We start from the raw sequence: 23,724 nt of genomic DNA on the forward strand, positions 1-23,724 counted from the left end.
ATTTGTTAGTATTACAAAAGTAAGTAATAGAAGTATTTTTAACTGTTTTTTATAGGGTAGTTTTTGGGTAGTTTATCAGGTATTTCATCGTATATATGTTTTATAAAATTAATTATCAGACAAGTTATACGCCTCTTTTCTATTTTTAATATGTAACTTTTCATAAATATTTTTAATATGAAATTTTACAGTATTAATAGAAATATTTATAGATTCGGCAATTTCTTTATTTGATTTTCCTTGTAAAATTAAATCAAAAATTTCTCTTTCTCTTATACTTAGATTTTGGATATTATTTTTGATTGATTTTGTTTTACTTTTTTTATTTTTTTCCTTTAAGAGATTAGAATATGTAATAATCTCTTGTGTCATAAATTCATTTTCTTTTTTTAATGCTTTCATTCTATACAATACAGCTACAGATAATACTATCATTTCTGTAAATGCACCAATTTTTATGTTGTTTTGATTTGTATGAAATATAGAAAATCCTAAAAAATTTAACACAAAAAAATCTATTGCAAGAAATAATATTATAACAAATGAAAACGCTAATATTTTAGTGTAAAAGTTCTTTTTAAATAATAAAACTGAACTAAACCAATAAATTGTTAATAAAGAAAAAACCAATATATTAACAAATAGCAGATAATAGTAATTTTTACTTTTTAAATATAATAACCCAAGTATTATAATAATGGTTCCTAATGCATAACTAAATCTTTTTAGCTTTGGATAATAATGATCTAAAAACAAATAGCTATTTGCAAATTTTGATGAAAAAAACGCTAAAAAATAATAGTTCGAAATCATCAACACATCATTAATATTTTTATCTACATTTAAATAATTTAGCATTCCATCCATAATAAAAACACCAAATGATGTGCTACCTAAAAACAACGCATAATATAAAAAAGCATCATCTTTAAAAAGCACATAATAGCATATATTATAAATTATCACTAAAAAGGCAAAACCATAATAAAACCCATTTAGCAATAAATGATTGTTCTCTTTTACAATAGAAGTTTCTAAACTATTAAGTTCTACAGGAATATAAGCGTGTAATTTAGGCGATACTTTTACATAAACATCAGATTTTCTGGTAAATTGATAGCTTAAGTAACGTTGATTTTTAAGTTTCTGTAGTTTCTTGTTATTTTGATATGCCTCTACTCCACTAATTCTTTCATAAACAATTTTAAAAATATATGCTTCCTTGGTAGAATCTGATGGAATTTTAAACCAATACACATCATCAGAATATTTTTCTAAAATTTGTTTGTCTAGTTTTTGAAAACTACCTGAAGAAATATTTTCTTTAGTGAATGTATGAGAAGAATCTTTTAAAAAATAAACTTTATTCTGACAAATACTATGTAGAGAAAAGCAAAGAAATAATAAAAATAATTTAAACCTCATTCTTTTTATGCTCAAGTGTTATTTCTCTCAAATATAAGAATAATGGAAAAGTAAATGCAACTGCAACTAAAAACGTTAAAGGAATTAAAGTCCACCAATATTTAATTTTTAAGCGAAGTGACTCAGGAATCATAAAAGCAAAAAAAGTTAAACACACTACAGTTAAATCTGCTCCAAAAGATTTACCTGCAAAATTTTGCTGTGCATCTTTAAAAAAACCAATAAAATTAGCGTCTTTTACTGTGTTAAAATATTGAATATTGTAATACCAGGTATAGCAAATTCCAAGAACAGCCAGTGCTAAATAAATATGTTTACGTTTCATCTTTTTTATCTTATAATTTAATCTCATTTGCAATGTATAACAATCCGCATTTTTATTGTGTTAAGCAATTTATTCATTTGATTCAATCAAACTTAATTGCAATTATTAAGATTTAAGCTCACATAAAATGTACCTAATTATCTTGAAATACATCTTTATTTTATTATCAATTATTGTTGTTTTTAATCAAACTCAATGTTAATCGATTAAAACGAACAAACAATAAAACTGAAGCTGTAGATAAACCTGCTAGCAAACCTAACCAAATACCAAAACTACCATACATGTTTTCTTTTCCTAAAAAGTAAGACACAGGAAAACCAACACACCAATAAGAAATAAAAGTTAATATTGTTGGTATTTTTACATCTTGTAAACCACGCAAAGCTCCTAAAACTACCACCTGAATACTATCCGAAATTTGAAAAATTGCAGCAGCCAACAATAATTTTGATGCTATAGAAATTACCTCCATATTATCTACATAATTAACAGTATCGTCTAAATCCACATAAATTTTTGGTAAAACTTGATGGAATAAAAAGAAAAAAGTCGCAAATATAGTCGCAAAAATAATCCCTAGTAAAAAAATAGAAAATGCTATTCTACGCAATTCTTTAAAATTTTGTAATCCTTTTTGATTACCAACTCTAATCATAGAAGCCACACTTAAACCCATTGCCACCATAAATGTCATAGATGACAAATTTAACGCAATTTGATTGGCTGCCTGCGGATTTTTACCCAATAAACCACTCAACCAAATGGCTGCTGTAAAAATAGCCACTTCAAAAAACATTTGCATAGCGCTTAAAGAACCCAAATTGATGATTTTTTTTATCATTAAAATGTCTAAAACAAAGAATTTCAAATTGCTGATAATTCTTTTAGAACGCGCTTTATTTTTTAACAAAAGCCATAAGTAAATCACCATAATAATTCGCGATACTAAAGTTCCGTAAGCAGCACCAACAACGCCCATCTCTGGAAAACCAAACTTTCCGAAAATGAATAAATAATTCAAAACAACATTTACAATATTGGCAATTAATGTAGCATACATTGGGTATTTGGTCATAGACATACCATCACTAAATTGTTTAATGGCCTGAAAAATAATTAACGGAATTAAAGAAAAAGCCACTAAATTTAAATACGGAATTGCCAAAGCCACAACCTCTTCTGGTTGTTGCATAAAATGCATTAAAGGTTTTGCAAAAAAGACCATTAAAAACAATAAAACACCCAAAGAAGTACATAAAAAGAGTCCGTTTTTAAAAGTTGCTCTTGCTTGTTTTAAATTATCAGAAGCATCTGCTTCTGCAATTAAAGGTGTAATTGCAGTAGAAAAACCTATACCAATAGACATAGCAATAAACATAAAACTATTCCCCAAAGAAACTGCTGCCAATTCTGCAGTACCCAGTTGCCCAACCATTATATTATCAATAAAAGCAACAAAAGTATGCCCAAGCATCCCTAACATTACAGGCGCTGCAAGTTTCCAATTGTATTTAAATTCTGATGTATACTGCCTTATATTCACGAAATTCATTGAAATTTGAACTGCGAAGATACAGATTACATATTCTTTTTTTAAGATGAACTTCACAGTTTTTACAAATCTATTTCAATAAAAATACCTATTTTTGATCATCATAAAAAAATATAAAATGGCAAATATTACATTAAAAGGAAATGCAATTCACACAGTTGGAAATTTACCTGAAATTGGTAAAGAGGCTCCTAATTTTACATTGGTAGCCGGAGATTTATCTCATAAAAGTTTGGCCGATTTTGAAGGAAAAAATATTATTTTAAATATTTTTCCTAGTATAGATACTGGTACTTGCGCAATGTCTGTAAGAGAGTTTAATAAAAAAGCAGCCGATTTAGAAAATACAGTAGTATTGTGTATCTCTAGAGATTTACCCTTTGCTCAAGGCCGTTTTTGTGGTGCAGAAGGTATTGAAAATGTTGTAATGTTGTCGGACTTTGCCAAAGGAAGTTTTGGCGCAGACTATGGATTAACTATAGAAGATGGACCACTAGCGCAATTACACTCTAGATGTATAGTAATTATTGATACTGATGGAAAAATTATTTATACAGAACAAGTTCCTGAAATAGCTGACGAACCAAATTACGACGCTGCCTTAAACGCTTTATAAAATGAAAAACCCTAAAGATGGTTTTATTAGAGGTAGAATTCGAAGTTTAAAATTCGCCTTTAAAGGTCTATGGATTTTAATGACTACAGAAGATAGTATAAAAGCTCAGCTGTTTTTTACCTTAATTGCCATAATTTTAGGGTTCTTTTTTAATATTTCTCTGACAGAGTGGGCTATACAATTTTTAGCCATCGGTTTGGTACTTGTAGCAGAAGCTTGTAATTCTGCAATAGAAGAAGTAGCAGATTTTATTCATCCAGATTATCATGTTAAAATTGGACTTATTAAAGACATCGCTGCAGGAGCGCCTACCTTTGCTGCTTTAATATCATTAGTTATTGCATGCATTATTTATATCCCTAAAATTTCTGCTTTATTTTAAGCAAATATGTATATTTACACCCTTAAAAATAGTCAACATTTTTAATGGTAAAAAAGAAAGAAAGCACTAAGAAAACAACGAATACAACAACGAAAAAATCGAATATTTTTTCCTCGTTTAAATCAAGACAAACCCAAACTATTGTTGGTTTTTTCTTAATTTTATTCGGGTTGTTTCTTTGTATTGCTTTCATTTCGTTTTTCTTTAGTTGGCAAGAAGATCAAAGTACACTAGAATACCTTACAGATAAAACTATTAAAAGTAAAAATTTGTTAGGTAAAATTGGTGCAAACTTAAGCCACTTTTTTATATACGATGGTTTTGGTTTGGCTGCATTTATTATTGCATTTCAGCTGTTTTTATCTGGTTTTTATATTTTAGCCAAAAAGAGGTTTTCAGAAATAATTATTTCTTGGAATTGGAATATGGCTGCTATGCTTTGGCTTTCTTTAGCATTTGGGTTTTTGAGTCATAAATATGCTTTATTATCTGGCGTTATTGGTTTTGAAATTAACAATTATCTACAAAATTTTATAGGTAAAACAGGCTTGGTAATTGCTTTAATATTTTTACTGATAACGTATGCTGTATTGCGTTATAAAGTAAATATTGATGCTTTTATTGAAAAAATGAAGCAAAGAAAAGCTGAACGAGAAGCAGAAAAAGAAACTCAAAAATTACAAGATTTAGAAAATACTAAATTACAAGAAAGCACAAAAAAAACAGTTCAAGAAACAAAATCATCAGTAATAGATAAACAAAAACCTGTTATTGAAGAAGATAAAGAGGATAAATCAGAATTTGAATTATCCGTTAAAAATTTAAAGCCTACAATTAGTAATTATTCTGATGTAAAAAATAACATTGAAGAAAAAACTTTAAAAAAGGAAAATGATTCTGAACCCTATTTTAAAGTAGAACAACCTCAAGAAGATACAGTTGAAGATATGAATGATGTTGGTATAGATGTAGCTGTAGCAAGAGAAGAAGAAGCATCTACAGAAAATTTATCAGATAAAATTTTAAAAGATTTTGGTGAGTTTGATCCAACATTAGAATTATCTAACTTTCGTTTTCCAACTTTCAACTTGTTAAAACAATACAATGAAAGTATTTCTATAGATCCTGAAGAATTAGAGGCAAACAAAAACAGAATAGTAGAAACTTTAAAGAATTATAAAATTGGCATTGCTGAAATTAAAGCAACTGTTGGTCCCACAATTACACTTTATGAAATTGTACCAGAAGCAGGAATTCGTATTTCTAAAATTAAAAATTTAGAAGATGACATTGCTTTATCTCTATCTGCTTTAGGAATTCGTATTATTGCACCTATTCCAGGAAAGGGAACCATAGGTATAGAGGTACCCAATAAAAAATCGACCATAGTTTCTATGCATTCTGCAATTTCATCAAAAAAATTTCAAGAATCACAAATGCAACTTCCAATTGCTTTGGGTAAAACCATTTCTAATGAAACTTTTGTGGTAGACTTGGCAAAAATGCCTCACTTATTAATGGCGGGTGCAACAGGACAAGGTAAATCTGTAGGCTTAAATGCAGTACTAACATCACTTTTATACAAAAAACATCCAGCAGAAGTAAAGTTTATTTTGGTTGATCCTAAGAAAGTAGAATTAACACTATTTAATAAAATAGAACGTCATTACCTGGCAAAATTACCTGGTGAAGATGAAGCCATTATTACAGACACCACTAAAGTTGTACATACATTAAATTCGCTTTGTATAGAAATGGACAATCGTTACGATTTGCTAAAAGCAGCCATGGTGCGTAACATTAAAGAGTACAATACTAAGTTTAAAAAGCGTAAATTAAATCCTAATGATGGCCATCAATTTTTACCCTATATTGTTTTGGTGATAGATGAATTTGCAGATTTAATTATGACTGCTGGTAAAGAAGTAGAAACACCAATTGCACGTTTGGCGCAACTTGCAAGAGCTATTGGAATCCACTTGATTGTTGCCACACAAAGGCCTTCTGTAAATGTAATTACTGGTATTATTAAAGCTAATTTCCCCGCAAGAATTGCCTTTAGAGTTACCTCTAAAATTGATTCAAGAACTATTTTAGATGCTGGAGGTGCTGATCAATTAATTGGTCGTGGAGATTTGTTATATACAAATGGAAACGATATTAAAAGAATTCAATGTGCTTTTGTAGATACACCCGAAGTTGAAAAAATTACGGATTTTATTGGATCGCAAAAAGCCTATGCAGATGCACATTTATTACCAGAATATGTAGACGATGAAAATGGCACAAGTGTTGATATAGATATAGCAGACAGAGATAAATTATTTAAAGAAGCTGCAGAAATTATTATAACCGCACAACAAGGCTCTGCTTCTTTGTTGCAAAGAAAATTAAAATTAGGTTATAATAGAGCAGGTAGATTAATCGATCAATTAGAAGCTGCTGGCATTGTTGGCGGCTTTGAAGGCAGTAAAGCTAGGCAGGTTTTAATACCGGACTTTACAGCGTTAGAAGAATTATTAGAAAACGAAAAGAATTAATAAAATGAAAAAAATTATAGTTTTATTTTTAACTGTATGTTATACGAGTATTACATTTTCACAAAACTCAGCTGCAGCAAAATCATTGTTAGATGATGTTTCAACAAAAATGTCTGCATACAACAACATGTATTTAAGTTTCAGCCAAACTTTAAGTAATAAAGAAGCTGGAATTAATGAAGGTGATGAACCCCCAATTCGTGGCGAAATTAATTTACAAGGCGAAAAATACAACCTTAATTATTTAGGAAATAACTTTATTTATGATGGCAAAAAATTATACGTTATCAATAATGAAGAAAAAGAAATTTCTATTACAGATGGAGATATGGGTGAAGATGATGGTTTTATTTATCCGTCTAAATTATTAACCTTTTACAAAGAAGGCTATAATTTAGAAATGGGCGATTTAAAAAACATGAATGGAAGAAAAATTCAATTTGTTACCTTAAATCCAATAGATAGCGATTCTGAAATTATAAAAGTTGAGTTAGGCATAGATGCCAAAACAAAGCACATTTATAAATTAATTCAAACAGGTGCAAATGGTGCAAAAACAAGTTTTACCATTACCGATTTTAAAAGCAATCAATCTTTATCTGAGAATTTTTTTAAGTTTAATAAGCAAAAGTATTTGAGTAAAAATTATATGATTGATTAAAGAATTCAATTAACAATAAATTAGTAGCATCTTACTATTTAAGATGCTACTTTTGTTTTTTTATGAAGATTTTAGATAAATACATCTTAAAGAGCTTTTTAGTACCTTTTGTAGCTACATTTCTAATTGTGCTATTTGTTTTGGTGATGCAACTTTTGTGGCAAGCTTTCGAAAACATAGCTGGTAAAGGTGTTAGTCTTATCTTTATTTTAAAATTTGTTTACTATTCTACTTTAATGATCATTCCGCAAGCGTTACCTATTGGCGTACTGCTATCCTCTATAATGGCTTTAGGTAATTTAGGCGAAAACTATGAATTTGCTGCTGCTAAATCTGCTGGTATATCATTACAAAGGTTGGTAAGACCTTTAGGCATTTTAGCCATTGGTTTAAGTTTGGTTAATTTTTTATTTTTAAACAATATTTTTCCTTATGCCAATTTAAAACAAAGAAACTTATACAGTAATATTAAAAAGAAAAAACCAGCAATGGCGCTTGTTGCTGGAAGTTTTAATTCAGATATTCCTGGTTATCAAATTAAGTTTGATGAAAAATATGGTGAAAACGAAAACCTCTTAAAAAATGTTTTAATTTACGATTTAAAAGCAAGAAGAGGTAATCAAAAAGTAATTACTGCTGATAGTGGTAAAATTGTTTCTGAAGAAGGTAGTAGATACATGACCTTGGTTTTATACAATGGCAATTATTATGAAGAACATGTAAAATCTGCCAAAACAGCTATCAAACGAAAAAAAATGGCAGCATCTAGTGCCACTTTTAAAGAATACGAATTTAATATTGATGTAGGCGACTTGTTAAATGATGGGGCTTTAGACAGCATAAATTCTAAAAATAGCCCTATGATGTTTACACTAAAACAAATCAAAGACACCATACCTAAACTAAAAGGAAATTACGATGAAGTGTTATCTTTAAGAGCAAAAAATATTTACATCAGTTCACAGGCTAAAGAATTATATCAGTATACAGATTCTTTAAAAAAGAAAAACTTAGACAGTATTACCATTAATAATTTTGAACTACAAGATCAAATAACCATTCTTAACTCGGCTATAACCAAATTAAGTAGAATGGTGAGTACTCTAAAAACCAACAAAACTAGTATTAAGTATAAACGCAAAGTATTAAATTTTTACGATACCGAATATTACAATAGAATTGCATTTTCACTATCTTGTGTAATTCTCTTTTTTATTGGAGCCCCTTTGGGTTCTATCATTCGAAAAGGTGGTTTTGGTTTACCAATGATACTAGCCATTGCAGTATATGTAACTTACTTTTTTACAAATACTTTTGGCAAAAATTTAGCAGAAGAAAGCAGTATTTCTTCTTTCTTAGGCTCTTGGATATCAGCCATAATAATGGTTCCTATTGCTATTTTATTAACAAGAAGAGCCACAAAAGACAAGGGAATATTTAATTTAGATTCCTTTTTACAACCGGTTACAAATTTTCTAAAAAAATTAGTACCTAAAAAAAAGAATAATTTATGAGTGCTCAAATTTTACATAAAAAAACGAAATTAGATACTATAGAAGCTGCCATTAACGACATTAGAAATGGTAAGGTTATTATTGTTGTAGATGATGAAAATCGTGAAAATGAAGGCGACTTTTTAGCTGCTGCAGAAAAAGTTACACCAGAAATGATCAACTTTATGGCTACTCATGGGCGTGGTTTAATATGTGCACCATTAACCGAAAAACGTTGTAAAGAATTAGAATTAGGAATGATGGTAAACAACAACACAGATCCTATGGAAACTGCGTTTACAGTTTCTGTTGATTTGCGAGGTAAAGGAGTTACTACAGGAATTTCTGCTTCAGACAGGGCGTTAACCATAAATGCTTTAATTGATAAAGAAACAAAACCATTTGACTTAGCAAGACCTGGTCATATTTTTCCTCTAAAAGCCAAAGAAGGTGGTGTTTTACGTAGAACTGGTCATACAGAGGCTGCCATAGATTTTGCAAGATTAGCGGGGTTACAACCTGCAGGAGTTATTGTAGAAATAATGAATGAAGATGGAACTATGGCTCGTTTGCCTCAATTATTGGATGTGGCTAAAAAGTTTGATATTAAAATAGTTTCTATTGAAGATTTAGTGGCGTATAGAATGGAGCATGATTCTTTAATTGAAAAGAAAGAAGATTTTGATATTGAAACTCGTTTTGGCAAATTTAGACTCAGAGCTTATCAGCAAACCACAAATAACCAAATTCACATTGCTTTGACCAAGGGAATTTGGACAAATGAAGATAGTGTATTAACAAGAATCAATTCTACCTTAGTAAATAACGATATTTTAGGAACCTTAACCAATGATGCTGATAAAAAACTGGATCAGATGTTTAAAGTAATAAATGAATCTGGTAAAGGTGCTATTTTGTTTATCAACCAACAAAATCAATCTAAAAATTTATTGAGTAGATTGCATATTCTTAAAGAAAATCAGAAAAATGGTGAAATTAAAGCACCAGCAATTGCCATGGATCAAAGAGATTTTGGTATTGGAGCTCAAATTCTGCACGACTTAAACATCAGCAAATTACAATTACTAACCAACAGCCCTCAAACAAAAAGAGTGGGTATGATTGGTTATGGATTGGAAATTGTGGATTATATTGGATATTAAATGGTATTACAAATAATAAATTTGAAGTTAAGAGAAATATCAAGATCGCTTACCTCCTACTTCAATTTTCCAACTTCTAACTCTATAGCAGATTTATCTTTTTGAAAAAGTCTTGCAGTTAACTTTCCTCGTAGATAAATTTCATCTCCTAAAACCTCTAACCAACTCCCCTCACGTAAACCTAAAACTGGGGTTTCATTAAAAACGTGAAACTCTTTAATTCTAGTTTCACGAGTTTCACCCATATGTTTAGAACCTTTTATTGGGTCTAAATAATGTGCATTGATGTTAAATGGAATACAACCTAAAGTAGTAAAACTTGGCGGATAAACAATAGGCATATCATTAGTATTCATCATAGAAACACCACAAATATTACTACCTGCACTTGTTCCTAAATATCGAGTACCATTTTCTATAGCTTCTTTTAAGGTAGCCAAAATATTATTTTTGTAGAGCTGGTTAACAAGCTCAAAGGTATTGCCACCTCCTGTAAAAATAGCCTCAGCACTTTGTACTGCTTTTTTAGGGTTATCAAATTGATGAATACCTTTAACAGTAATATTAATTGTAGCAAACGCTTCTTTAACTTTATGGGTATAATCGTCATAAGAAATTCCGCTTGGCCTGGCATAAGGTATAAACAAAACTGTTTTAGTATTTTTAAAAAAAATCTCTAGATTTGGTAGCAGATAATCTAAATAGCCACTACCATGAACAGTTGATGTACTTGCAATTATCATTTTTTTCATAAAACAAATTTATGAGTTAGAATTGATTTAATTTCGTAATTTTACAAAAAAGGCGGTAAAACATCACTCAAAAACAGCTTTTTAATCATTTTTAAAACATACTTATGAAATCTAAAATACTTATTCTTGCGTTATGTATAACATCATTATATTCTTGTAAAGTTTCTAACACGTCTTTAGTAGCAATAACTAGCAGCGATTTAGTTGGCACTTGGACAATTCAAAATATTACCATGGATAATGCCATTTTAAATGTAACAGACCCTGTAAATATAACACTTACTGGTAATGGTTTTGGTAAAAATTTTAATACAAACATTACATTTTCAGAAAATCCAAATCGTGTAAACATGACTGGAGATTTTGTTTTTGAGTTAACCTATACAGAACCAAGTGGTGTTGAAAAAACAGAAGACTTACTTTTTGATAATTTTTTCTTTAACGATAATTTCGGGTTTACTTCTAGTACTTGGGTGCTAGATGAAAACACTTTGCAATTAAGTGAAAGCGGAGAAAATTTGACAATAAATGTAATTTCTTATGTAAATAATGTGTTAACCATAGAAACAGATGTAAACAAATCAATAACCTTAGATGGGGTTACATCAACAGTTGTGGGTAAAGCCGTAATTAGCATTCAAAAATAAAATACTCTTGCATATTTCTTAAAAGCATCATAAAATTTATGATGCTTTATTCGTTTAACAAAAATTTACCAATGTGTTAATAGAGTTTTAAGAGGCATCTCTCTTTCCTTTGTTGACATGAACAATCAATTATTTCTATGTTGTTTTCTTTTTTGGGCTTTTGCTTACAGTCAAGAAAACAAAAAAAACATTACTGGAAAAGTTTTTTTTGAAGGTGATGTAATGTCGGATGTGCATATAATCAATAAAAATTCTAATATTGGTACCAATACGAATGATTTTGGCTTGTTTGAAATTTCAACTACTATTGGCGATACTTTAGTGTTTTCTCACATCAATATAAAAGCTAAAACAATAGCCATTACTAAGGAAATTTTTGTCCAAGAAATTTTTATTGTTGATGTTGAAGATAAAACTTATGTATTAGATGAAATTACTTTAAGTACAGCAAAAAGTATTTTTTTTGTTGATCCTGAAATTATGCCTCCAACAAGGGTAAATGCAAAAACACTTCATTTGCCTTACGCCAATTCAATTGCAAAAAAAGACTATTCTGTGGTTAAATTTAGGTCTGGTGGCGTAGTTAGTTTAGATAATTTAATGAATGCATTAAATGGAAATAACAGAAGACGAAAACAGCTAGAAAAAATTACTCTTGAAGATAAAAGACTCGCCAAAATTAGAAAGTATTTTACAGACGATTTTTTTATAACAGACTTAAACATCAAACAAGAAAGCATCAACCCTTTTTTAAACTATTGCTTTAAGAAAAATATTATCTATTATTTTAACAAAAACGATAATTTAAAAGTAACCACAATTTTAATGCAAGAAAGCAAGACTTTTCCTCAAGATAAAACCGAAGTAAGTTTGATTAAAAAAGATTAATTTTAGAGCTTAGTTTAAAAAAATACATACTTTTTATGCTTAAAAAAATACTTTTCCTTTTTTCTATACTTTTTACACTTATATCATCTGCTCAAAATCAAAAGCGGTTTATAAAAGGGATAGTTTTAGACTCTTTAGGAATTGTTAAAAATGTGAATATTATTAATCAAAACACCAAATTAGGTACATTTTCAAATGACCAAGGCGTATTTGGGATATATGCTTCCAAAGACGATACTTTAAAGTTTTCATCAGTACAACACATCAATAAAATTATTGTAGTAACTGATAGAATATTTTTTAAACAAAACATCAAAGCAATCCTAAAATTAAACACATATACACTAGATGAAATCACTCTTAAAAAACACAATTTAACAGGAATCTTAACTTCAGATATCAAACAAATCCCAAAAGAAAAAAGAGATTCTATTTTAAAGGATAATCTCGATTTTTCAAATATAGATATTAATCAAAAAGATTCAAGAATAGATAAAAACAATAGAGCTGAGGCTCCTGTAGTTACTGTAGATCCAACCCAAAAAAATCAAGGTATAAATCTATTGGGTTTTCTATCTTTAAAGAAAAAAAAGTTTACACCAATTGTTAAAAATGAATTTGATAAAACCAAAGTACCCCATAAAATACGAGCTCAGTTAGGTGAAGATTATTTTTTAAACAAACTAAAAATCCCCAAACAAAACTATCATCAGTTTCTAGAGTTTTGCAACTTGTCTAAAGTTATAAACCTGTTCAAAAAAGAAGATTTATTAGAATTAATTCAATTATTTGAAAATCAAAGTATTCCTTATTTAGAAACTATTAAAAAAAAGTAACTTTTTATTGCAATTAATTTTAAATTCGTTTATTGCAATTTTTAACATAAGTTTCCAGCAATTTTTTTAGGTATTCAGCAGATAAATTTATAATTTGTGGTTTGGAAATTAATCTATGCTAAAAAAACTCCTCCCTTTATTTTTACTATTATTTTTAGTAAACATAGTATCGTCACAAGAAAGAAGAAAACTTATTACAGGAAAAGTTTCAGACTCTTTACGTATTGTAAAAAATGCGAATATTATTAATTTAAAAACCAATCAAGGAACTTTTTCTAGTGATCAAGGTCTGTTTCGCATCTTTGTATCTAAAGGAGATACCTTAAGTATTTCTTCTATACAACATCAACTAAAAAAAATTGTAATCACTAAAAAAATTTTAGAAGAAAGAGAATTATCGGTTTTATTAAAACAGAATGTTTACATTTTAGATGAATTCGATTTAAAACGACATAATTTAATGGGCAGATTAACTGCAGATAGTAAAGACGTGCCAAAAGATGTAAGAGATTCTTTATTAAGAAATTTTTTAGACTTTTCTAACGTAGATTTTTCGGAAATAGACCCAACTATTGACGAAATTGAAAAGGTGAGGCCACCTATTGTAAATACTATGGAAGGTGCCATACAAATGGCTGGTGCAGGTGCTGCAGTTGTAATGCCTTTTAAAAATTCTGAAAGATTATGGGCCTTGCGTAAAAACTTAGCACAAAAAAAGGCATTTCCATATAAAGTACTATCTGAGCTTGGAGAAAAATTTTTCTTTGACGAACTAAAAATTCCGATTGAAAGATATTTTCACTTTTTAGAATACTGTAACCCTTTAAATATTGAAAACTTGCACAAAGAAGGTAGAATTTTAGAGCTTATTAAAATTCTTAGAACAGAAAGTGTTTCTTACCTTAAAATCATAAAAAAAGAGTAATTTGGCGGCATAAATTATTTTTTATATCAGAATGAAAACAAACAAAATAGCAATATTCTTTTTTATAATTCCGCTTATATCATTTACCACGCACAAATATTATTTAAGTTTAACTCAAATCAACTACAAGAGCGAAGCAAAATCCATTCAAATAATTATCAATGTTTTTATGGATGATATCGAAACTGCTTTAAATAGTGATAATAATATAGACCTGCAATTAACCACTAAAAGAGAATTAAAAAATAACGATGTCTATTTCGAAAAATATATCAAAGAAAAACTCTTTTTTAAAGTTGATGGTACTACAAAAAACTTTAATTATATTGGCAAAGAATATGATGGCGATTTGGTCTTCTTTTATTTAGAAATAGAAAATATAAACCAAGTACACAGCATAGATATTACCAACAATATTTTAACCAAACACTTTCCTAAACAACAAAATTTAATAAAATCTAAAGTTGGGACGAAAAATAAAAGTGTTTTGTTAACAAAAGAAGACAATTCAGCACAATTAAAATATTAAATCATTCAGTAATCAAACAAACAACTAATTTTATGAAAAAAATCGGATTTTTACTATTTTCTCTTGTTTTAGCGGCAAGCTCTTATGGGCAAATTACAAAACAAGGACACACAAACACCAACAAATTTAGGCAACTAAAGCAAGAATTAGCTACACCTAATTTAGAAAGAACAGCCTCTGGTGCACCTGGAAAAGAATACACGCAACAAAAAGTAGATTATGTAATGGATATTGTTTTAGACGATGCCAATACCAAAATTACAGGTTCAGAAACCATTACATATCATAATAATTCTAGAGATGAATTGCCTTATTTATGGGTACAATTAGATCAAAATATGAGAGCTGCAGATTCTAAAACTCCAGACATTAGTCCTAGTAGAATTAGAACAAAAATGAGCAAAGGCAGATACGAAAGAGCTTTTCCAGAAGAAAAATTCGATGGTGGTTTTAATATTATGAGCGTTACCAATACAGATGGTAGCGATTTATCTTATACCATTAACCAAACCATGATGCGTATCAATTTACCAAAACCTTTAGCTTCTGGTGATACTTTTGAATTTAATATTTCTTGGTGGTACAACATTAACAATCACAGAACACAAGGAGGTAGATCTGGTTATGAACATTTTGATGAAAATGATAACAACAATTACGTAATTGCACAATTTTACCCAAGAATGTGCGTATACGACAATGTAGAAGGTTGGCAAAACGACCAATTCTGGGGAAGAAGTGAATTTGCATTAGAATTTGGAGACTTTAACGTAAACATTACAGTACCAGAAGACCACATGTTAGGTGCAACAGGTGTGTTGCAAAATATTGATGAGGTACTATCTAAAAAAGAATTAAAAAGATGGGAAAAAGCTCAAAAAACATTTGATAAACCCGTAGTTATCAGAACCCAAAAAGAAGCTGAAAAGATTGAAAAAACAAAAGCTACAGGAACAAAAACATGGAAATTTGTTGCTAAAAATGTTAGAGATTATGCATTTGCAACATCAAGAAAATTTATTTGGGATGCAATGGCTGTAGACATAAATGGCAGAACTGTTATGGCACATTCTTTATATTCTAAAGAAGCAAACCCTTTGTATGGAGATCATTCTACAAGAGCTGCTGCACAAACATTAAAAACGTATTCTAAATATACGTTTGATTATCCTTACCACAAAGCTATTTCTGTAGACGGACAAATGGGGATGGAATACCCACAAATTTGTTTCAATCCTGGTAGACCAGATTTACCAAATGGTGGTTACTCAGATAGAATGAAATACAGAATGATTAAAGTTACCATTCACGAAGTTGGGCATAACTTTTTCCCAATGATTGTAAATTCTGATGAAAGACAATGGACATGGATGGACGAAGGTTTAAACTCTTATATGGAAATGTTAGCAGAGTTAGATTATGATAAAGATTTTCCAATAGTAAGAGGATACCCTAAAAATATTGTAAGATACATGTCTGGTGATCAATCTAGAATTGCACCAATAATGTCTAAAGGAGATAACGTTTATAGTTTTGGTAGTAATGCTTATGGTAAACCAGCAACTGCCCTTTGGATATTAAGAGAAACCATTATGGGTAAAGAATTGTTTGACCATGCTTTCAAAACCTATTCTCAAAGATGGATGTTTAAACACCCTACTCCTGCAGATTTCTTTAGAACTATGGAAGATGCTTCTGGTATAGATTTAGATTGGTTTTGGAGAGGTTGGTTTTACACCACTGATGTTACAGATATAGGTATTAAAGGTGTTAAAAAATTTGCAACTAAAGAAGTAGCAAATACAGTAGAGTTTGTAGAAGATACTTCTGAAGGTTTAGGTTTTTCAAAAAATCAAAACAAATATCATTATGAAATTACTTACGAAAAGCCAGGAGGTTTAGTAATGCCAATAATTGTAGAATTTACTTATAAAGATGGTACAAAAGAAAAGAAAACCTATCCTGCACAAATTTGGAGGTATAATGATAAAGAAGTAACAAAAGTGTTTACTTCATCAAAACAAATACAAAGTATTCAAATTGATCCTGACTTAGAAACTGCCGATGTTGATACTTCAAACAACAGTTTCCCGAGAAAAACAGACAATAAATTTGATCAATTTAAAAAGAAAATGAAAGGTTAATTTTTATTAAAATTATATAAAAAGGCAATATGAAATCATATTGCCTTTTTTTTTGGTAAAGGTTTGTTAAAATTTAACAATTTGTTATCATTTTACATTCAAATTCTTAATTTTAACGTGTTAAATACAAATCAAATCAAATGAAAAAAATCTCTTTATTCGTATTTTCTTTATTCTTTGTAGCAACTGCAAGTTTTGCTCAAGAAACTAAAGAACAAAAGAAAGTACAACAAGGACACACAGACCAAAACAAATTCAGACAAATGAAAGATGTTTTGGCAAGTCCAAACGACCAACGAACAGCTTCTGGAGCTCCTGGTCATCAATATACACAACAAAAAGTGGATTATGTGATGGACATTCGTTTAGAAGAAAGTACCAATAAAATTTATGGTGATGAAAATATTACTTATCATAATAACTCTAAAGACCACTTAGAATATTTATGGGTACAATTAGATCAAAACATGAGAGCAGACGATTCTAAAACACCCTTAGCAAAATCTAGTGGTGCTTCTGCCTTTTTAACGCCTAGTAATTTTAAAAGCACCTTTTTAAAAGAAAGTAAGGGTTTCGGATTTAACATCGAGAAAGTTGAAAGTGATGGCAAACCACTATCTCATTTCATTAATAGAACAATGATGAGAATAAATTTATCACAACCTTTAGCTCCTGGAGAAATTTTTAAATTCAGAATTAAATGGAATTATAAAATAAACGATATTAATAAAGATGGTGGTCGTTCTGGTTTAGAAACTTTTCCTGATGGAAATAATAACTACACTATTGCACAATTTTTTCCTAGGCTTTGTGTATACAATAACGTTGAAGGATGGCAAAATATGCAATTTTGGGGACGATCTGAATTTGCATTAGAATTTGGTGATTATGAGGTAAATTTAACTGTACCTGCAGATCATATTGTAGAAGCTACTGGTGTTCTACAAAACGAAAAAGATGTGTTAACCAAAGAACAACGCAAGCGTTTGGCAAAAGCAAGAAAAACATTCGATAAACCAGTACTAATTGTAACTCAAGAAGAGGCTGAGAAAAACGAAAAAGGACGTTCTACAAAAACAAAAACTTGGCAATTTAAAGCTGAAAAAGTCAGAGACTTTGCTTTTGCAACTTCTAGAAAGTATATTTGGGATGCTATGGCTACAGATATTAACGGTAAAACTGTTATGGCTGTGTCATTATATCCAAAAGAAGGAAACCCATTATGGGAAGAGCACTCAACAAGAGCTGTTGCCACTACATTAATTGAATATTCTAAATTAACTTTCGATTACCCTTATCCAAAAGCAGTTTCTGTACATTCAGAACGTCAAGGTATGGAGTATCCAATGATTTGTTTCAACTTTGGTCGTCCAAATCCTGATGGAACCTATTCAGACAGAACTAAAAAAGGAATGTTAGGCGTTATTATTCATGAAGTTGGGCATAACTTTTTCCCAATGATTGTAAATTCTGATGAAAGACAATGGACTTGGATGGACGAAGGTTTAAACTCGTTTGTAGAAATCTTAGCAGAAGAAGTATATGACCCTGAATTATTTGCATCAAACCCTGCCAAAAACATTACACGTTATATGGGTGGAGATCAGAGTAACATCTCTCCTATTATGTCTCAAGGAGATTATGTAAAACAGTTTGGGCCAAATGCATATTCTAAACCAGCTGCTGGTTTATATATCTTACGTAAAACAATTATGGGGCCTGAGTTATTTGATCATGCATTTAGAACTTATTCTCAAAGATGGATGTTTAAACACCCAACTCCAGCAGATTTCTTTAGATCTATGGAAGATGCCTCTGGTATGGATTTAGATTGGTTTTGGAGAGGATGGTTTTATACTACTGATGTTACAGACATAGGAATCAAAACAGTAAAACCATTATATTTAACTGATAAACCAAGTGAGAGAGTTGCCAAATTAAAAGAACAATACAAACAATATTTTGATAATTTAGGTGATTTGGTATATATTACTGATAAAAAGGAAGACGCAAATCCTAAGGCAATGGATAAATATGTAGCTGCTGGTACAGAAATACCTAGCTACATCTATTCTGTAGAGTTTGAAAAACCAGGAGGCTTAGTAATGCCGTTAATCGTAGAATTAACTTATGCAGACGGAACTAAGGAAAAACAAACTTTTCCAGCTCAAATCTGGATGAAAGACGACAACACTGTAAAAAGAGTATTTTCTTCAACCCAAGAGATTAAAAGCTTTAAAGTAGATCCTGATTTAGAAACTGCTGATGTTGATTTATCAAACAATAGTTGGCCAAAAGAAGATAACGATAAGTTTGACCAATTTAAAAGCAAAGTTAAAGGATAAATAAAACTTTTCTTTACAATTTAAATTAAAAAAAACCTCATTTCGGATTGATATATCAATTTGAAATGAGGTTTTGTAATTCAATTCTGTTATACAGAAAACCCAAAACTTTGACTCACTTAAAATGATGTGTATTAAAAAAATCAATAATAATTATTGCAAAACTCAAAAATGATTTTATATTTGCAATCCTTTACCAAGCGAAAGTAGCTCAGTTGGTAGAGCGTCAGCCTTCCAAGCTGAATGTCGCCAGTTCGAACCTGGTCTTTCGCTCAAAAAGACTTAATTAGAAATAATTAAGTCTTTTTTTTGCTATTATTTAAAATTATTGTGAATTAAAAATGTGCATAAATAGTGCACAATAAAAAATGTAGAAAAACTTACAATTAACTATTTTTTTAGATTTAAAATCTCTTTAATTTATCGCCAAAAAAGAGTAATAAAGCAATGGGTATGGCTAAAGCTATTACAAAAATAGAATTTGTTTTAATTAACACCGGATTTAAAACAAGTGTTAAAACAAAACCACCAATTGCACCTCCTAAATGGGCAGCATGTCCAATATTACCCAATTGATTTTTCATTCCGTAAATCGAATATAATAAATAACCTACACCAAAAATATATCCAGGTATGGGTATGGCAAAAAACAGATAGAGTTGCATTCCTGGAAATAATAAAATTGATGAATATACAATTCCTGATACTGCACCAGAAGCACCTACAGCACTGTAATACGGTTCATTTTTATGATTATGCAAAGTATATAAACTACCTGCCAATAAACTTCCAAAATAAATAATTAAAAAAGACGTAACGCCTAAAATATTAGTAATTATATTTCCGAAAGCATACAAAACGTACATGTTTAAAATAAGATGCATCCAATCTACATGTAAAAAACCAGAAGTAAGCATTCTAATTTTTTCATCACCCCTTACTCTATTGATTTGAAACTTGTATTTGTCTAAAAAAGCATAATCGTCAAAGCCTTTCATAGAGAATAAAACATTAGCCACAATAATGAGCAAAACAATAGGATTTGTACCATCTAACATTTTACAAAAGTAGCAAAATCCGACTGGTTTTACTATATAGTTTTAATTTTAATATAGATATTTGCAATATTAAAGTACAACAATGCAATTCTTAATTTTTGTTATCGTTTATCCTTTTGTTTGGCTACTTTCTAAACTACCTATGCGTATTTTATATGTTGTTTCTGATATTCTTTTTGTATTTGTATATCATATTTTTAAATATAGAAAAACGGTTGTTTTAGAAAACCTAAATATGGTTTTTCCTGAAAAATCTTCGGCTGAAAAAAAGAAAATATCTAAAAAATTCTTTCAGCATTTTACCGATTCGTTTATAGAAACTATAAAAGCAATTTCTATTAGTAAAAAAGAAATTTTAAAACGATATCAATATAAAAACCCTGAATTAGTAAAAGAGTTTTTAGACCAAGGAAAAAGTATTGCTTTTGTAAGTGCACATCAAGCAAATTGGGAGTGGTTTGCAAGTGCACCAATGATTTTAAACTGCAGAGCTAGAGGTGCATACACTAGCATTGGAAATAAATATTTTGATAAAATTGTAAAAGATTCTAGAGAGCGTTTTGGTTTTATATGTTATGAATCTGCAAAAACCGTTAAAGCGTTTTATGAAGATTACAAAGCCAAAAAACAAAGTATTTATTTACTAATTAGTGATCAATCTCCCCAAATTGATCACACTTTATATTGGGCATCTTTTTTAGGTATAAAAGTTCCTTTTCATGTAGGTGCAGAAAGTTTAGCAAAAAAGTTTGATTTGGTGGTCATAAATTCATCAACCAAAAAAATGAAAAGAGGTTATTATGAAACTGAATTTGAACTAATTTCTGAGAATCCGAAAGAAGTTAATAATTACATAATTACAGATAAGTATATCGAATTAACCGAAAAATGTATCAAACAACAACCTGAATTTTACTTATGGTCTCATAAACGATTTAAACATCGTCATCGTTTTGAAGAGTGGAAGGCCTTAAAAAAGAATAGGCGCAAAAAGAAATAGTTTTCAAATCAAAAACCCTAATTACTTTCTTTGAATTATTAATACGATATTTGTTTTTTAATTTATGTTCATGAATTTTATTATTTTCTGTTTTACATATCCGTTAATTTGGCTGTTTTCTAGACTGCCCATGTTTGTTTTATATTTAATTTCAGATTTTTTTTATGTTTTGCTGTATTATGTATTCGGTTATAGAAAAAAGGTAATTTTAAAAAATCTCTCTTATGCTTTTCCTGAAAAACAAGATCATGAAAAACAAGAAATTGCCAAGAAATTTTATCGTCATTTTACAGATATTATGGTAGAAAGTATAAAATCGTTCTCTATTTCTGAAAAGCAAATTTTAAAAAGATACAAATACATAAATCCAGATGTTGTAAATCAATACGCTAAAAAAGGTAAAAGTATTGCACTTGTTGGTGGCCATTTAGCAAATTGGGAATGGTCTTTTGGAATACCTTTGGTTTTAAATGTTGATGTTTTTGGAGCGTACAATAAGTTACGAAACGAAACTTTTGAAAAGACACTGAAAGAAAATAGAGAAAAGTTTGGTGTAAAAGGGGCAACTACTTCCAATTTTATTAAAATGATAAAAAGTAATTTCCAAAATAATATTCAAGGTGCTTATATTTTATTGAGTGATCAATCTCCATTGATAACGAAAACCTATTATTGGACAGAATTTTTTGGAGTAAAAGTGCCTGTGCATACAGGAGCGGAAATGCTAGCAAAAAATCATGATTTAGTGGTTATTAACTATAGATCTAAAAAAATAAAAAGAGGTTATTATGAGGTTGACTTTGAAGTAATTGCTGAAAACCCTAAAGATTTTAAAGATTATGAAATTACAGAACAATTTTTACGCATTACAGAACGAAATATAAAAGAACAACCAGAGTGTTATTTATGGTCTCATAACCGGTTTAAATATAAAGACCAGTTTGAGAAATGGCAAGCAATACAACAAACTAAACAGCAAACCAAGAAGTAACCAAATCTTTCTCAATTGGTGTAACCGTTTTATGAATATAATCGTTCTTTATTGAATCGTATGTATAATCTTTAGCCCAATCTTGGATATGCTCTGATAATTGTTGTAATGATTTACACACAAAATCTAACTCTGTATTGGTAATTGTTGGATGCAAAGACAAACGTACCCAACCTGGTTTTTCTGTATTACAACCCTCTAAAATTTGATGATGTATTTTAGTAGATGTTTCTTGATCTACATTTAATAAAAAATGGCCATAAGTACCAGCACAAGAACAACCACCTCTTGTTTGAATCCCAAAGCGATCGTTTAATAATTTTACCACCAAATTAAAGTGATACTTTTCAAAATAAAAAGAAAATATGCTCAAACGTCTTTTATGATTTGGAGCTAATATTTTAACGCCTCCTAAATTTTCTAAAGTGTTAAAAATTACTTTATTAATTTCATCTTCTCTTTTTTTAATGTTTGCAGTGCCCATTTTTTCTTTTAACTGAATGGATAGTGCAATTTTTATGGTTTGTAAAAAACCTGGTGTCCCCCCATCTTCTCTTGTTTCAACATCATCAAAATAATCGTGCTGACCCCAAGGATTTGTGTAACTTACAGTACCACCTCCTGGATTATCTGGTATTGTATTTTTGTATAATTTTTTATTAAAAACCAAAACTCCAGCACTTCCAGGTCCGCCTAAAAACTTATGTGGCGAAAAGAAAATAGCATCTAACATTTCTGTTTCATCCTTTGGGTGCATATTAATATCTACATAAGGTGCACAGCAAGCAAAATCAACAAAACACAATCCATTATATTTATGAATTAATTTTGCGACCTCATGATATGGGGTTTTTATACCTGTAACATTAGAGCAAGAAGTAATAGAAGCGATTTTAATTTTTCTATGCTTGTATTTTTGAATGTATTGTTCAAAAAGCTCTAAACAAACCAAACCTTCATCATTACAAGGCACAACTTTTACATCAGCAATGGTTTCTAACCAAGAGGTTTGATTAGAGTGATGCTCCATATGTGATACAAAAACAATGGGCCTTAAATCATCGGGAATTGAAGTGTGGTTTTTTAAATTTTCTGAGACCTTTAAGCCTAATATTCTTTGAAATTTATTAACAACTCCTGTCATTCCAGAACCCGTAGTAATTAAAACATCATTATCATTTGCATTTACATGACGCTTAATAATTTTTCTAGCTTCGTGGTAAGCTAAAGTCATTGCTGCACCAGAAGTTGATGTTTCTGTATGTGTATTGGCTACAAAGGGGCCAAACTCGTTACATATTTTTTCTTCAATAGGTTTGTATAATCGTCCACTTGCAGTCCAATCACAATATACTAAATCTTGTTCTCCATAAGGTGATGTAAATGTTTGATGAATACCAATGATTTGATTTCTAAATTGTAAAAAGTACTGTTCTAAATTCATACCCA

General features: G+C 29.7%; 21 protein-coding genes and 1 tRNA gene. 16 read left to right on the forward strand and 6 right to left on the reverse strand.

Going from position 1 to position 23,724, the window contains the following annotated elements:
• Positions 1-108: 108 nt before the first annotated feature.
• The 3 genes from ACW9UN_RS13620 to ACW9UN_RS13630 all read right to left on the reverse strand — a co-directional run bounded on the left by ACW9UN_RS13620 (position 109) and on the right by ACW9UN_RS13630 (position 3,305).
• Positions 109-1,425: a LuxR C-terminal-related transcriptional regulator gene (locus ACW9UN_RS13620; protein WP_459486851.1), complete on the reverse strand. Its 1,317-nt coding sequence runs from the start codon at positions 1,423-1,425 to the stop codon at positions 109-111.
• Positions 1,415-1,750: a DUF2834 domain-containing protein gene (locus tag ACW9UN_RS13625; RefSeq protein ID WP_459486852.1), complete on the reverse strand. Its 336-nt coding sequence runs from the start codon at positions 1,748-1,750 to the stop codon at positions 1,415-1,417. Before ACW9UN_RS13625 ends, ACW9UN_RS13620 begins: the two co-directional genes overlap by 11 nt.
• A gap of 166 nt (positions 1,751-1,916) precedes the next feature.
• Entirely contained in the window at positions 1,917-3,305 is a 1,389-nt protein-coding gene (locus tag ACW9UN_RS13630) for an MATE family efflux transporter (RefSeq protein ID WP_459486853.1), read from the reverse strand.
• Between the two features lie 118 nt (positions 3,306-3,423).
• On the opposite strand from ACW9UN_RS13630, the gene tpx reads away from it, so the two are divergent.
• The 6 genes from tpx (at position 3,424) to ribB (ending at position 10,160) form a co-directional block, all read left to right on the forward strand.
• A complete protein-coding gene (gene tpx / locus ACW9UN_RS13635) occupies positions 3,424-3,921 on the forward strand; it encodes a thiol peroxidase (RefSeq protein ID WP_459486854.1) in 498 nt (165 codons plus the stop codon).
• A gap of 1 nt (position 3,922) precedes the next feature.
• The gene (locus ACW9UN_RS13640) at positions 3,923-4,303 is read left to right on the forward strand and encodes a diacylglycerol kinase family protein (RefSeq protein ID WP_459486855.1); all 381 of its coding nucleotides are present in this window, start codon (positions 3,923-3,925) and stop codon (positions 4,301-4,303) included.
• Positions 4,304-4,347: 44 nt separating this feature from the next.
• A complete protein-coding gene (locus ACW9UN_RS13645) occupies positions 4,348-6,843 on the forward strand; it encodes an FtsK/SpoIIIE family DNA translocase (protein WP_459486856.1) in 2,496 nt (831 codons plus the stop codon).
• Between the two features lie 4 nt (positions 6,844-6,847).
• Positions 6,848-7,504: an outer membrane lipoprotein periplasmic chaperone LolA1 gene (lolA1, locus tag ACW9UN_RS13650; protein WP_459486857.1), complete on the forward strand. Its 657-nt coding sequence runs from the start codon at positions 6,848-6,850 to the stop codon at positions 7,502-7,504.
• Positions 7,505-7,566: 62 nt separating this feature from the next.
• Positions 7,567-9,018, forward strand: coding sequence for an LptF/LptG family permease (locus tag ACW9UN_RS13655; protein ID WP_459486858.1), 1,452 nt, complete (start codon positions 7,567-7,569; stop codon positions 9,016-9,018).
• Positions 9,015-10,160, forward strand: a complete 1,146-nt coding sequence (gene ribB / locus ACW9UN_RS13660) for a 3,4-dihydroxy-2-butanone-4-phosphate synthase (protein WP_459486859.1) — start codon at positions 9,015-9,017, stop codon at positions 10,158-10,160. The genes ACW9UN_RS13655 and ribB overlap by 4 nt, the downstream gene beginning before the upstream one ends.
• A gap of 56 nt (positions 10,161-10,216) precedes the next feature.
• On the opposite strand, the gene pepE is transcribed toward ribB, so the two are convergent.
• The gene (gene pepE / locus ACW9UN_RS13665) at positions 10,217-10,912 is read right to left on the reverse strand and encodes a dipeptidase PepE (RefSeq protein ID WP_459486860.1); all 696 of its coding nucleotides are present in this window, start codon (positions 10,910-10,912) and stop codon (positions 10,217-10,219) included.
• A 104-nt stretch (positions 10,913-11,016) separates the two neighbouring features.
• Here pepE and ACW9UN_RS13670 point away from each other — a divergent pair, with 104 nt between their 5' ends.
• The 8 genes from ACW9UN_RS13670 (at position 11,017) to ACW9UN_RS13705 (ending at position 19,499) form a co-directional block, all read left to right on the forward strand.
• The gene (locus ACW9UN_RS13670; RefSeq protein ID WP_459486861.1) at positions 11,017-11,559 is read left to right on the forward strand and encodes a hypothetical protein; all 543 of its coding nucleotides are present in this window, start codon (positions 11,017-11,019) and stop codon (positions 11,557-11,559) included.
• A 117-nt stretch (positions 11,560-11,676) separates the two neighbouring features.
• On the forward strand, positions 11,677-12,447 hold the full coding sequence (locus ACW9UN_RS13675) for a BamP family beta-assembly machinery protein (protein ID WP_459486862.1): 771 nt from the start codon (positions 11,677-11,679) through the stop codon (positions 12,445-12,447).
• Positions 12,448-12,482: 35 nt separating this feature from the next.
• Positions 12,483-13,283 (forward strand): peptidase associated/transthyretin-like domain-containing protein, encoded by an 801-nt coding sequence (locus ACW9UN_RS13680; protein ID WP_459486863.1) that lies wholly within the window; start codon positions 12,483-12,485, stop codon positions 13,281-13,283.
• Between the two features lie 115 nt (positions 13,284-13,398).
• The gene (locus ACW9UN_RS13685; RefSeq protein WP_459486864.1) at positions 13,399-14,208 is read left to right on the forward strand and encodes a peptidase associated/transthyretin-like domain-containing protein; all 810 of its coding nucleotides are present in this window, start codon (positions 13,399-13,401) and stop codon (positions 14,206-14,208) included.
• 31 nt (positions 14,209-14,239) lie between these two features.
• Entirely contained in the window at positions 14,240-14,737 is a 498-nt protein-coding gene (locus ACW9UN_RS13690; RefSeq protein WP_459486865.1) for a DUF6702 family protein, read from the forward strand.
• A 32-nt stretch (positions 14,738-14,769) separates the two neighbouring features.
• A complete protein-coding gene (locus tag ACW9UN_RS13695) occupies positions 14,770-16,881 on the forward strand; it encodes a M1 family metallopeptidase (protein WP_459486866.1) in 2,112 nt (703 codons plus the stop codon).
• Between the two features lie 140 nt (positions 16,882-17,021).
• The gene (locus tag ACW9UN_RS13700; protein WP_459486867.1) at positions 17,022-19,226 is read left to right on the forward strand and encodes a M1 family metallopeptidase; all 2,205 of its coding nucleotides are present in this window, start codon (positions 17,022-17,024) and stop codon (positions 19,224-19,226) included.
• Between the two features lie 200 nt (positions 19,227-19,426).
• A tRNA-Gly gene (locus ACW9UN_RS13705) sits at positions 19,427-19,499 on the forward strand.
• Between the two features lie 131 nt (positions 19,500-19,630).
• Here ACW9UN_RS13705 and ACW9UN_RS13710 read toward each other — a convergent pair.
• Entirely contained in the window at positions 19,631-20,284 is a 654-nt protein-coding gene (locus tag ACW9UN_RS13710) for a rhomboid family intramembrane serine protease (RefSeq protein WP_459486868.1), read from the reverse strand.
• 82 nt (positions 20,285-20,366) lie between these two features.
• Between ACW9UN_RS13710 and ACW9UN_RS13715 the strand changes: the two genes are divergently transcribed.
• Positions 20,367-21,284 (forward strand): lysophospholipid acyltransferase family protein, encoded by a 918-nt coding sequence (locus ACW9UN_RS13715; RefSeq protein WP_459486869.1) that lies wholly within the window; start codon positions 20,367-20,369, stop codon positions 21,282-21,284.
• A gap of 70 nt (positions 21,285-21,354) precedes the next feature.
• Complete coding sequence (locus tag ACW9UN_RS13720) at positions 21,355-22,275, forward strand: lysophospholipid acyltransferase family protein (RefSeq protein ID WP_459486870.1); 921 nt, start codon at positions 21,355-21,357, stop codon at positions 22,273-22,275.
• On the opposite strand, the gene ACW9UN_RS13725 is transcribed toward ACW9UN_RS13720, so the two are convergent.
• Positions 22,253-23,719: an aminotransferase class V-fold PLP-dependent enzyme gene (locus tag ACW9UN_RS13725; protein WP_459486871.1), complete on the reverse strand. Its 1,467-nt coding sequence runs from the start codon at positions 23,717-23,719 to the stop codon at positions 22,253-22,255. The genes ACW9UN_RS13720 and ACW9UN_RS13725 overlap by 23 nt on opposite strands.
• Positions 23,720-23,724 lie beyond the last annotated feature (5 nt).

It is taken from the genome of Polaribacter litoreus (assembly GCF_054584775.1).